Source organism: Cerasicoccus maritimus, assembly GCA_031296935.1.
Taxonomy (GTDB): Bacteria; Verrucomicrobiota; Verrucomicrobiia; order Opitutales; family Cerasicoccaceae; genus Cerasicoccus; species Cerasicoccus maritimus.
Genome location: JAVDPD010000011.1, coordinates 14101 through 26039 on the forward strand (window position 1 = coordinate 14101; position 11939 = coordinate 26039).

General features: G+C 55.2%; 9 protein-coding genes. 2 read left to right on the forward strand and 7 right to left on the reverse strand.

All coding sequences use genetic code 11. From position 1 onward, the window contains the following. Positions 1-61: 61 nt before the first annotated feature. From RBB62_RS08735 to RBB62_RS08745, 3 genes are all read right to left on the reverse strand, one after another. Positions 62-1831, reverse strand: coding sequence for a sodium:solute symporter family transporter (locus RBB62_RS08735; protein ID WP_309398365.1), 1770 nt, complete (start codon positions 1829-1831; stop codon positions 62-64). Positions 1832-1853: 22 nt separating this feature from the next. Beyond that, entirely contained in the window at positions 1854-4124 is a 2271-nt protein-coding gene (locus tag RBB62_RS08740) for a heparinase II/III domain-containing protein (RefSeq protein WP_309398366.1), read from the reverse strand. Between the two features lie 66 nt (positions 4125-4190). Beyond that, the gene (locus tag RBB62_RS08745) at positions 4191-5246 is read right to left on the reverse strand and encodes a hydroxyacid dehydrogenase (protein WP_309398367.1); all 1056 of its coding nucleotides are present in this window, start codon (positions 5244-5246) and stop codon (positions 4191-4193) included. A gap of 82 nt (positions 5247-5328) precedes the next feature. Here RBB62_RS08745 and RBB62_RS08750 point away from each other — a divergent pair, with 82 nt between their 5' ends. Continuing rightward, positions 5329-6387 (forward strand): LacI family DNA-binding transcriptional regulator, encoded by a 1059-nt coding sequence (locus RBB62_RS08750; RefSeq protein ID WP_309398368.1) that lies wholly within the window; start codon positions 5329-5331, stop codon positions 6385-6387. A gap of 70 nt (positions 6388-6457) precedes the next feature. On the opposite strand, the gene RBB62_RS08755 is transcribed toward RBB62_RS08750, so the two are convergent. The 3 genes from RBB62_RS08755 to RBB62_RS08765 form a co-directional block, all read right to left on the reverse strand. Further along, positions 6458-7099 (reverse strand): carbohydrate binding domain-containing protein, encoded by a 642-nt coding sequence (locus RBB62_RS08755; protein WP_309398369.1) that lies wholly within the window; start codon positions 7097-7099, stop codon positions 6458-6460. 72 nt (positions 7100-7171) lie between these two features. Further along, the gene (locus tag RBB62_RS08760) at positions 7172-8482 is read right to left on the reverse strand and encodes a PEP-CTERM sorting domain-containing protein (protein WP_309398370.1); all 1311 of its coding nucleotides are present in this window, start codon (positions 8480-8482) and stop codon (positions 7172-7174) included. An 869-nt stretch (positions 8483-9351) separates the two neighbouring features. Continuing rightward, positions 9352-10053, reverse strand: coding sequence for a PDDEXK family nuclease (locus tag RBB62_RS08765; RefSeq protein ID WP_309398371.1), 702 nt, complete (start codon positions 10051-10053; stop codon positions 9352-9354). A gap of 55 nt (positions 10054-10108) precedes the next feature. Between RBB62_RS08765 and RBB62_RS08770 the strand changes: the two genes are divergently transcribed. Next, positions 10109-11281, forward strand: a complete 1173-nt coding sequence (locus tag RBB62_RS08770) for a hybrid sensor histidine kinase/response regulator (RefSeq protein WP_309398372.1) — start codon at positions 10109-10111, stop codon at positions 11279-11281. A gap of 8 nt (positions 11282-11289) precedes the next feature. Here RBB62_RS08770 and RBB62_RS08775 read toward each other — a convergent pair whose 3' ends face one another. After that, positions 11290-11715 (reverse strand): iron dependent repressor, metal binding and dimerization domain protein, encoded by a 426-nt coding sequence (locus tag RBB62_RS08775; RefSeq protein WP_309398373.1) that lies wholly within the window; start codon positions 11713-11715, stop codon positions 11290-11292. Between the last annotated feature and the right edge of the window lie 224 nt (positions 11716-11939).

Below are 11939 nucleotides of genomic sequence, written 5' to 3' on the forward strand. Positions count from 1 at the left end.
GCAGCAAGAACCTTCCCGTTCTTTCCGATCTTCCTGTAAACCCTCCGTATCCTGGGTTGTTTTAAGCCTCGCGATCGCGCTGTTCGATTATCTTCAATACGCTCTTCTTTGCACGGAGGCCACCCCAGTAAAGCAACCCGCCGACACACAGGATGAACGCCGAAATGAACAAGACACACGCCCGCCCGCCCCAGTCATTCGGCACCAGCAGGATGAGTAGGACGCCCAAGCCCACGCCCAGCACCGCCTTCGACAAAACGAAGTATTGGTCGTAATCAATGCTGCTCGAGCCGACTTCCTTCTCGTAGTCGATGGGCCGATGCATCGTTTCAAAAAACTTGTCAACATCCTCGCGCGATTTCTGCGGAGTCGTTCGGTAGAGCAAACGGCAAATGACCGTGGCCGCCAAACCAAAGAGCAGAATCCACATCGTGCGTTCTTGAATGGTCCATTCCTCGCCAGTCGTGTACTGCTGCCAGAACGACCAAATCGACGGCAGCATGCAGCCGCCAAAAATCGGGAAGTAAGACCACTTAGGCAGTTTCTTAATCCAAAGCCCCATAAGCATCGGAAAGCCCATCGGCACCCCGATCACCGAGCCGAGAATCAGGTAGGCGTCGAAGAGCGCAAACTCCGTCTGAGCGGCGATCAATAAAGCATAGGTAATGATGATCCCGCCAAGAATGATCGTGGAGATGTGACAGATGCGAATTTCGGTCTTGGGCGGCAAGTCATCTTCATAGCCCAAAGCGCCCCGCAAGCGCGGGATGATGTTACGCGCGATGACGCCGACCTGCCCGTTCAAGCCGGAATCCATGCTACTCATCGTGGCGGCAAACATCGCCGCAATCAGCATGCCCAGCATGCCGTTGGGCAACAACTTCGTGGCAATGAACGCATAGGAGCTCTCCGACGGTTTTTCCAATCCGCTGGCCACGATATCCGTCTCGAACATGAAACGCGCCACCATCGGCGGAATGAACCACACCGCGCTGCCAATGGCCATCATCGCAAACGCCCACCACGAAGAGCGCGCCGCTTCCCGCCCATCGCGCGCCGCAATGTAGCGCCCCGCAGCGCTAAAACTGACCTGCGAATAGATCTGCATGACGAAGACCACGATTGCCCATTGGTAGGTGAAGCGGTCGCCGTCGAATTGCCCCGGCTCATTGATGAAGCGGAAGTCTTCGCTCACCCGCGGATCGCTGAAGTAATCAAAGAACGGGCCCAATCCGCCAATCGCGCGCAGCGATAAAAAGCAGACCACCAGCGTGATCGCAAACATGATCAACGCCTGCACAAAGTCCGTTGCCATGACTGCCCATTTACCACCCGTAGTGGAATAAAAAGTAACGATGATGCCGATGCCGATCAGCACGGGTACGAGCTCAATATTGAGCACGGTGCTCGCAAACAACGACAAGGCATACAGCTGAATCGCGGCGCCAAATGGCCCAAGAAAAACACCGGAGATCGCCGAAAATTGCTCCACTGCCGTACCGAAGCGCGTCCGTACCACATCGGCCGTCGTGAAAGCGCGCGTCTGCCGAAACCATTTTCCCAGAAACAAGCCACCGATCGCAAAGCCCAGGCAATTCGCCACGTAGATAATCAACAAGCTCGGCCCGCCTTCATAAGCCGCCGCCGCATTGCCGGTGAACGTGAAGGCGCTGATGCCACTCATGAGCATACTCGTGCCAACCATCCACCAGGTACCTTGGGCGCCGCCGCGTACGAAGTCGCTTAGGTTTTTATTAAAGCGGGCAAACAGCCCGCCCAAAAGTAACAGGACGCCGAGGTAAACAACGAGAGTTATGTATTCTACTTTCATTCAGGCAATGTATAAGCAGCCACTATTGTGCGGCATGAGTGACAGCGGCAAGAACAATTACCTGCGCCATATCATCAACCGCAGATATTTCCCAAACGCCATCTTCACTCAACACGGCCGCAAAATCGCGCGACTCCTTCGACTGAAAATCAAAGCCAATAAACTTCAGTTGCGTTGCGCCAATCGCAATGACCGACGTTGCCTTACCGCCTTCGGTGCGCACCGCGACAAGCCCAGCCTTGAGCTCGGCCTTGTCTTCGCCCAACGCAAGCGTCTGCATAGAAGGCTCAACCTGCCAGGCTAAGTAGTCCACCCAGTCGCCGTTGGACAACGTGAGCTGGCATTGCCCTGGCTGGCTCGCCACGATCTTCGTTTGCAATGGTGCGAGTCCGCTCTCTCTCGCCATTGGCTGAAGCAGCGTGACGAAGGACAAGTCATCGCCTTCCTGCTCCACCGCGTAGCTGCGATTGCGATCCAGCTTCACATCGACTTTTTCCTTGGTGGGCATGCGCTTGGTCAAGGCCATCGCCGGCTCTAATAAGCGGACAAACAGCTTGCCCTTTTTGCCATTGATCAGCATGCCGTCGTTGGCTGCCTTTGGCGCGTAGCGAAACTGCGCCAGCCATTCCGCCTTCACCGGCTCGGGCGCTTTCACTGAATCAAAGACTAGGAAGTAGTCGCCGCGACGATGCAACAACCCACGCTCAACTGCGCTGACATCGTCGTAAACATCACTCAAGTCCACCGAGGCCCAGTTCCAATTCGGCGCAGACAGAAACTCCGTCACCACCGCCTTTGCGTCTTTATCGAAGCGTTGGTTTTGCCCGTTGATCAGCAACGTGGCATGGGACTCCGTGGCGTTGGAAAAATACTCCCAGCGCGGACCATGTCGTTGCCAGAAATGACTCTCGCCGCCGCCTTTTCCATAGCCAGGAGAAGTCAGCAACCAGTCATCGCCATAGGCAAGCATCAGCGCGCCCGCGTCTAGGTGGCTGTGATTGCGGTTCGTATAGCCCGCCTTCATGCTCAGCAAATAATCCGTATCTGACCAGCCACTGCGCGTGGTGATCATGTCGTTTTCCGTCAAGCGATGGTCCAACTGCTGCGGCGCGTTCTCCGGTGTCGGCGCAAGACTCGCCCAGAGCATTTGCAAGGCGTATTGATCCAAGCCACCGTTGAGCGGATAGGCAATATTTTCTGCGAGCCACGCAGCGTTGGGGTCGTTGTAAACCGACGCCAAGCCAAAGAGAATATGATGCGGGCCATGCCAGTCGCGCGCCACGGCGTCACCCCACAAGAGATTACCGCCCAAGCCGGATGTCGACGCCATCAGCCGATAGCTCGCAGCGTTCTCCAAGAACGGCAAATTGTAAAGCGATCCACTGTCGATGATTGGCCGCGTTGCCTCGATGAACTGCAAGATGTATTCCATACCATACGTCCAGTACGACACACCTTCGACAGAGCTGCCATCCGACGCCATGCTGCGGCCGACGTTGATAAAATTCAACCGCGCCGCTGACAGCCAAATCGGCGCCGAGGGGATCTCATCATAGAACGCAATGCCGCTATAACCCAGCGCCGTCACGCTCACGTGGTTGTGATTCTCGCCATAGCCGCGCGCCCAGTAAGCATCGCCGTAAAGCGCACGCAAAAGGTTGGGCATGCGCCGCGCCATCGCTTGGCGGATCTTGTTTTGTTCGTCGGCCGAAAACACATCGCGATGCCAATCGTAGGCCAAAGAAATTCCCCGGCCAATGTGGCCAGCCGCCAAGTCTGAATTGCTACCCATCGGCGGATCGTGGCGTCCCCAAGACTGGTAGGTAATGGCCGCCATAACCAAGTCGCGCAGGCGCGTGCGATAGGCTTCGTTGTCCGGGCGCAAGCGCACGGCGAACGCGTAGCCAAAAATCTCATTGCCGACATCCCGTTGCCAGAGTTCTTCGCGGGCACTGTAAAGCGTGCGCGCATCGCCACGGGTGCCCGCAATTTTCTCTGGAGGCAAATACTCGGGGACCGGCTCGCCCAGACGACGGTCGGCTTCCTTAAAAAACGTCTCGCGATACTCGCCGCGCACGCCGGTCATTGCGTCGATGCCGTGCGCGATGGCGGGCCATTGTTCGTTCGTATAAAACAGGCGCGGCTCATGCGTTTGCACGGCTTGCTCCCACTCCGCAGCATATTCGCGCAGGGACTCGCCAACTTCCTCCGGCGTGATGACCGGCAAGTCACTCGCGCGGGCGCTCAGTGTGAGCAAAGATAGGAACACAAAAGATCGGTAACGAAGCTTCATAAAGCATCAGGGGGTTGGTTTCGTCGAGACGACGAAGGCTAGGGAATGTATGATGCCGACAACTACTCAAGTCGCTCGGTCGTAAATATCAAGAGTTACCACCGCTTCCAGGGGGGTGCCCTTGAAGTAGGCAGCCATGTTGCGCAAGGCCTGGTCTCCGCAACGAGCAAATTGATCCGAAGTCGGGCCAGCGATGTGTGGCGAAAGCACCGCATCCTCGACTTCGTGTAGCGGCGAGTCCGGCTCAATGGGATCTTCCGCAAAAACATCCAGCGCGACATCGATGCGACCGGCCGACGCCAAGGCCGCCAGCGCTTGCTCGTCCACCACTGCGCCACGCCCGACGTTTACGAATAGTGCGCCGTCGGGCAGGCATTCAAGTATTTGGCGGGTCACCGTGCCCTGAGTACGTTCGTTGAGCGCCTCGCATTCCACGATGATGTCGCTGTTGGCAAACAAGTTTTCCAGGCTGTCGCACTGCGCTGCACTATGCTCTAAAAACAAGTCACTGGGCGCTCCCTCGGAATAGGCCAACACGCTGACGCCAAACGGCTGCATCAGGCGGATTAAATTCTGGGCGACGTTGCCCATGCCATGCAGGCCAACGCGTTTGCCAAACAAAGTGCGTGTCACGATTGGCGACGGCTGCCACTCCCGTTCGCCCGCAATCACACTGGGCCATTCCGTGGCGCGGCGCAGACCCGCCAATACCAAGAGCAACGCATGCTCAGCTACATTGGCCGCCACCAGCGTGCCCCAATTTGTCACGACGAGGCCGAGCTCCAAATAGGAGCGCGGGATCAAATTACGCACTGAGCCACTGGCGTAGCACACATAACGAAGGAAAGAAAAATCCTTTCGCCAGGACTCTTGCAAAGGCGGCGTATTCCAACAGGCAATGAGCAACTCCGGCTCAAATTCAAGCATCGTTTGGTGAAACACTTCGGGGCCGTCGTCCGTATTAAATTGACGCAGCTCAACACCATCCAGTTTCACCCCTCGTGGGAAAAACAACGCAAGCTCATCATCCGTCAGCGTGCAGAGAACGCGACGCTCTGGCTGGGCGTTGCAGTGGCTGGGAAGCGTAATATTTAGTTCCGAATCCTGGGGCATTTCAGCCATTGTTAATCAGCCCTTATGCAGGAACGAGCCATACCATGCTCAAACTGTTGACAGCTGGTTTATTCCGAGTGAAATTAAGGGCATGAATTCCCGCGTTACCCTTCGCGACATTGCAGAAGTCGCCAACGTGCATTATAGCTCCGTGAGTCTGGCCCTGCGCGACCACCCACGCGTGTCCGCCCCCGTTCGCGAAAAGATCAAAAAGCTGGCGCAAGAGATGGGCTACGTGCCCGACCCCGCCCTATCCGCGCTCAACGCCTACCGCAAAACCAAGCTGCCGGTTCATTACAAATCGACCCTCGCCTGGATCGACACCTGGACCGGCAAATACGAGCTCCGCGACCAGCCCACTTTCAACGAATATTTCGAAGGCGCTTTGGAACGCGCACGCCAGTTGGGCTACACCCTGGAGGAGTTTAAGCTGCGCGACAGCAAGCTCTCGCCGAAACGTCTCACGCAGGTGCTCAACAGCCGCGGCATTGTCGGCATCTTACTGCCGCCGCAAGAGAGTCCGCGCAACCGACTGGACCTAGACTACACGCAATTTTCCACCGTCACCTTTGGCTATAGCATCACACCCCACGTGTTTCATCTGGTAACCAATCACCAGTATCACAGCATGAGTCTCGCTCTCGAAGAACTCACCAGGTTGGGCTACCAGCGCATCGGCGTTTACCTGCATGACTACGTCGACAGCAAAACCGACAACGCCTATACCTCAAGCTACTGGAGTTTCCAACAGCACCACCCCGAACATTCGTTTTTGCCAGCATGCATTGTCCCCGATGGAAAAAGCGACCGTGAGGCATTGGCCGAGTGGTATGACCAGTACAAGCCAGACGTCATCTTGAGCGACACCGACGAACCGACCAAGGAAATGCTCGCCGACATGGGCCTGCGCGTCCCCGAGGACATTGGCTGTGCCTGGCTCAGCCAAAGCGGTGAAAAAGACCACCGCGCAGGCATTGACCAAAAGGGACAAATCATCGGCCAGACCGCAATCGACTTCCTTGTGGGCATGCTGCAACGCGGCGAACGTGGCATACCCGAAACGCCCATACGCATGTTGGTGGAAGGTTCCTGGCGACCGGGTAAAACCATCGCCCCGCAATCCAAGCCCAAAGCACGCCGCAAAAAATAGCCGACAACTGAAAAACAGTTGTCGGCCGTATGAACGATGGCCTGGAATCAACCAGTGCTCATCCCCCAATTTACTCAGCCCCCGCCGATATTGGCGTTGAGTCCTCCACCAGTTCCAGGGATACATCGTCCACGTAAAAACTACCGCTGCCTTTCCACACGAAAAGCGATACATTCATTTTCGCCGTGTCGGGCGAAGCTTCGAAAACGGCTTCCAGCTTTGTCCACTTGGTCGGCATGGTTTGTCCTTCAAACACACTGACGTCTCCTCCACGCACCACTGCGTCATCAACGCCCAGGTAGATGATGCCATTGGTGGCATTCTCCCAACCGCGTTCGGTCGCAAACATCGTCACCCGAAGCAAGAAGCCAGGGCTGTCAAATTTTGGCTGGAAATCGTCCCCCGCCTTCACCCAGGCTGTCACGCGATAGCGCTGGCCCGGGGTAAATACGTGGTCCTTCACATAGTTGACAATACCATAGCGCACTGCCTCGGGCGACTGCATTTCCGCTGCGCAAGTTCCGCTGTGCGGATCTTCCGTAGTGACGGACCACGAACACCCAACAGTCGAGGCGTCACCCGGCGCAAAGAGCGACCAGTTGGTCTCAGAATCTTCGAAATCGCCGTTGTAGAGAAGGTTCTCCGCTGCGCAGTTGGAGGCCGCCAGGCCCGCAATTGCCACCACCAGATTAAATGACTGACACCATTGCATAACTATAATCGTTTAGAAACTTTTGGCAGAACAATCCTCTGCCATTGGAACACATGATCGTATCAAGGTAACTTATTTACGGCGCTTCAGGCAAACCAATACCCCCATCAAACCACCAAAGATCAGCGCGATGGAAGATGGCTCTGGAATCGAATCGAAGCCCAGGATCAATGAGCCGGAGGAGCTATCCAAAGTAGCCACGTAGTTGGCCGTATCATAGCCGGTAATGCTTACGTTACTATACGAGCCGCTGCTGAATCCGCTGAGCAGTTCATAGGTGTCACCATAGTCGAAGCCAGCACCCAGGCTCAGCGCAATGGATGCGCCATCGATGCTGTAAACGCCCGAGCCGGACCCAAGAATCTGGTCGAGATCTGTGCCCACATCGAGGTTCATCGTGCCACCAGTTACCGTGAAGTTTTGGTCCGCAGCCACGGTAAATGTGCCAGCGCTGCCAATGCCATTGGGCGTGATCGAGCCCGAGCTCATCGACACTGCACCAAGGCCGAGGTTGATGTTCGTCGTACTGCTTTGCAGGTCACCGCCATTGACCAAAACCGACGAAGTGCTGCCCGGGCTGGTGCTTAAAACTAATGTGCCGCCAGAAACCGTGGTGGAGCCGGTGTAGATCAGATTCGAGCCCAGAGTTTGCGTTCCGGCGCCATCGATGACGATGTTGAACTGGTCGCGAATCGTGCCGCTGTAGCTGGTCGATACGCCGGACTTGGTGTTGATCGTCAGCGTGTTGTTGCCACTCGTGCTGCCACGGATCAAACCCGAGCCGCTCAAGCCTGCGATTTCCTGCGTAAGCCCAGTCTTGCCAAAGCGCCAGGTAACATTCGAGGTCATGTTGACCGTCGTCGTCGTGGGCAGGGCGTTGCTCTCACCATCGAGCATCAGGTAAGCGCGGTTTTGCAGGTAGGTATCGCCCGTGTAAGTGGCCGAAGTCTTCAGATTGAGACGGCCGGTGTATGCGGTGCTGTCGCCGGTGTAAGTCAGATCGTGATCGCCGGTGATGACCGAATACATATCGATTGAGCCGTTACCCGTGGTGGTGATAATCGGCACATCAATGGAAAAATCATTCAAGCGCACGGTGCCAGTGCCATCAGCGCTCGTGCGCAGAATGCTTGTCGCCGTAATGTCGCTTTCCAAGTCAATGTTGTAGAGCTCGGTGTAGCCGGTAAAGATTGCGGCATTGCCATTGGTCCAGGCAACGTCGGAGCTCCCATTATTCCAATTGAGGTCAGTCGTGTTCCAGTTGCCATCGCCGGACAGGATCCAGGTCAGGTCAACCGCGGAACCGGTGGTGGTAAACATTAACAAGGCACCAGCGGCCAGGGCAGCACTGCGATTCAACGCAGAAGGGGTGAGGTTGTTCATAATCTTAGTTCGTTAGGGGTTGTTTGGGTGGAAGACTTAATGAATTTCCCCCAATTAAGCTTAGTTTTGAGCGCTGTTCAATCTGCCCAATGCTCAAACTGTTGAGCAATATTTGCAGCGTTTAAGCGGATCACTCCTGCCCCTCGATAAAAAAAATCTTTTCCAGTGAGCCATGCGACTACATGAGCGCCCCCTTGCCCCGGACTTCCGCCGACTGGCGCGCTCATTTTGCGAGTGTAAGTCGTTGATTCCCAGCGCGAGTTAATAGAGAGAGCTACTCACTAACAAAATGCTCAAGTGAGCACTTTTTAGTGGCATTTCCCGCTCATTAAATTAGTATTCAAGCGATCATCAAAAAAGACTCTATAGGTAGCACAAGCGCGTCCCTTAGTCAGATTGATTAGCCATTTGACCGCTGGGCAAATCGATCAGCCCAGCGGGACGCTGGCTCCCAACTTTTCGAACCGACACACCTTACCACCGATGAACTTCTCCATCCAGCACCACCCACCTTAGCCAACACAACGAAGGTATCCCAGTCGACGCCATGCGAGGGCTTTCGAGTCGTCGTCGTGTGAGCGTTGCGTCAGCGGGCCCATTCGCCGACGGGTAGGTGTAAAATGCCCGTCGCCCGACGCCCAATGCTGCGCAACCCAACTCCACGCCGGACACTCTATGCCAGCCTGCCCAGCGCAGCGTTGACGTGTGAGTAGGCGTCAAACGTCTCTCCGGCGGTGGCCCCTGAGCTGCCTGCGTCCCACCTGCGCCTCGTTCCGGCGAGCGGGCAGGTTGAACAATGTTCTTTGATATTCATTCGGGGCGATTCCCCCCCCCCCCCCCCCGCCCCCACACGGAGCAGGAATTGGAGTTTAACTATCGTCGCTCGATTTGAGGATGGTTAAATCGCCATTGTATAAATCGCGGTTGCTCGCGTTGAACTCGAGCTTCAGTTCGCAGACTAACCCAGCCAAATCGAGCACTTCAAATGAATCAATGCGATAGCAGTCCTCGGCAAACTCCGATACCTGAAAGCCAAACAGCAAGTGAATCGCAGCTTCACGCACCTTTGGGTCGTCAGTGGCCGAAAGGTAGAATGAACGCTGCGTGGAGTTTTCCGTTTTTTTGCTGAAGCACTTAACCTCCACGTAGAATATTTCTCCATCCTTGCGCGCAACCAGGTCCGGATAGCCGGCGCTTTGGCGACGCCCTGATTGTGTCCGCGGAATGTCCACCACGAAGCCCTCGGCTTCCAAAGCTGCCTGAAGCCTTTTTTCAACAGCCAGCCCCACTTCGTTCACACGACCCGATTTGACCGGCCTTTCCTGCGCACTCAGGAGAGTCGCCTCGGCAGCTCGTTGCAAGGCGGCGGCCTGCTCGCCATCCCAAGGAATGACGTGGTAGCCGGAGATAGCCTTGATCAATTTCGGGAACGCAAAACCAGCGTTATCATCCCGTGCGACTAATGCCTCCAAGCCCGACTGCGCCACAGGCGAAGTCTCAGCCCGAAGCCCAGCTAAAGCACAGGCCAGAGTCAACCAGCAGAAGAATTGGCAGTGTTTTTTAAGTCCCACGTACATGATTCAGATGATGCTTGAAACTACGGTACATTAATCAATGTTGTAATCCATGCCAGATGTAAACGAGGACATTGAGCCTGTAGCGCCCTGCGAAGACAACGAGCAATCGTTGGAACAAACCATCACCCTGGGCAAACTGGCGCGCGGGATCGCCCACGACATCAACAACCTCGTCACCAGCATTCAAGGCAATGCGCAACTCGCCGAACGTGCTCTCGATAACGAGGCCGAGCTGCGAAAATCCTTGTCCAACATTCGGTTGGCATCGCGGCTAATCACCGAGCTCACTGGGCAGATTCAAGCGTTTAGCCGGACGCATCAAATGCCCACAGCATGCTTTGACTTGGCAAAAGTCGTCAACGACATCGTCCAGCTCATCAAGTCAACAATTCCGCCGAACATCTCACTCAGCGTCGATATCACCGATGAGCCAATCTACGTCGTCGGCGCCTCCAGCCAACTGGCACAAGCCGTGATGAATCTATGCACCAATGCCCTCCAGGCCTTGAGTCAACAAGATCGCGGAGAGCTGACCATTAAGCTCAGGAATCAAAACGGCCAAGCCTGCATCCATGTGTCGGACGACGGTCATGGCATCGACCAGCAAAAGCTCGATCGCATATTCGACCCTTTTTACACCACCAAGCACTACGGTATGGGTAGCGGCCTCGGATTGGCCGTAGTCAAAAGCGTGATCGACGCCCACAAGGGAACCATCCACGTCAAAAGCGCAAAAGGTCAAGGTGCCACATTCGATATCCACATGCCACTGGCGCCGAGTAACGTCATCGAGGAAATAGCCACCACTCCAGCCGTTCAAGAGGTAGCCGATCATCAACAGGCACGCACCATTTGCATTCTTCTGGTGGACGACGAGCCTACCATCCGCAGTCTCGGTGTTGATATCCTCCACTCGCTTGGATACCGCGTCACCGTGGCTAGTCATGGCAAAGAAGCTTTCGAAATATTTGAGCGTCGCCCGGAATATTTCGACATCATCTTAAGCGACTCACGCATGCCAGAAATGACTGGTATGGAACTGGCCGCCGCGGTGCGTGAAGTCCGCCGGGACATTCCCTTCATTCTCATCACCGCCTTCGACGACACAAAGGAAAACCCGCAGTTCGACCAGCTTTCAATCACCGATATCGTGCCTAAGCCATTTCGAATTGAGCAGCTTCAGCGCAGCTTGCGTCAAGCTATGCTCGGCATAGAAAAATAATTCCAGAGCTACTGAGCGGCATCCAAGAAGCGCTGCATTGCTGAAAGCGTTTCATCACTGATGTGGTGCTCTAAACCCTCTGCATCGGCATGCGCTTGGGCATCAGATACCCCCAGCTTCAGTAAGAAATCTACGACCAGATTGTGGCGTACTTGCGCTTCTAGCGCCATTTTTCGACCCGAGTCAGTCAGTATAAGTCCTTCTTCGCTAGAGCGATTGAGCAAACCTCGCTTCTCAAAGCGCTGTAATGCGCGCACCACAGACACATGTGACACGCCGAATATCTCCTGTAAATCAGTCACCCTGGGAGGTTGCCCCGCCTCAGTCATTTGATGAATGGCCTCGACGTAATCCTGCGCCAATTCATTGGAATGCTGCTTGCGCACACGTTGATGTCGACGCGCTGTAGATTGTTTGTTTGGGGCTGCCTTCATGTTTTAACCACATGGAAGCAATAACTGTTGACAAGTCAACCTCGTAGCACAGGCTACATCAATATGGTAGCACTAGCTACATTAGCAGAATTAACAATCCTACCATATTAGAATAATACACCCTTCTCATGAATGTATTCGGCCTGCCAGATGCTAGAGGCTATCTCATTATGAAAATGAGACATACTATCGCCGCTCTTTTAACTTTCGCGCCAACTCTTCTC

Excerpts from the sequence above, each read along its gene's own strand:
- RBB62_RS08755 (WP_309398369.1), bottom strand. The coding sequence starts at position 7,099 with ATGCAATGGTGTCAGTCATTTAATCTGGTGGTGGCAATTGCGGGCCTG.
- RBB62_RS08750 (WP_309398368.1), top strand. The coding sequence starts at position 5,329 with ATGAATTCCCGCGTTACCCTTCGCGACATTGCAGAAGTCGCCAACGTG.
- RBB62_RS08745 (WP_309398367.1), bottom strand. The coding sequence starts at position 5,246 with ATGGCTGAAATGCCCCAGGATTCGGAACTAAATATTACGCTTCCCAGC.
- RBB62_RS08735 (WP_309398365.1), bottom strand. The coding sequence starts at position 1,831 with ATGAAAGTAGAATACATAACTCTCGTTGTTTACCTCGGCGTCCTGTTA.
- RBB62_RS08775 (WP_309398373.1), bottom strand. The coding sequence starts at position 11,715 with ATGAAGGCAGCCCCAAACAAACAATCTACAGCGCGTCGACATCAACGT.
- RBB62_RS08760 (WP_309398370.1), bottom strand. The coding sequence starts at position 8,482 with ATGAACAACCTCACCCCTTCTGCGTTGAATCGCAGTGCTGCCCTGGCC.
- RBB62_RS08770 (WP_309398372.1), top strand. The coding sequence starts at position 10,109 with ATGCCAGATGTAAACGAGGACATTGAGCCTGTAGCGCCCTGCGAAGAC.
- RBB62_RS08740 (WP_309398366.1), bottom strand. The coding sequence starts at position 4,124 with ATGAAGCTTCGTTACCGATCTTTTGTGTTCCTATCTTTGCTCACACTG.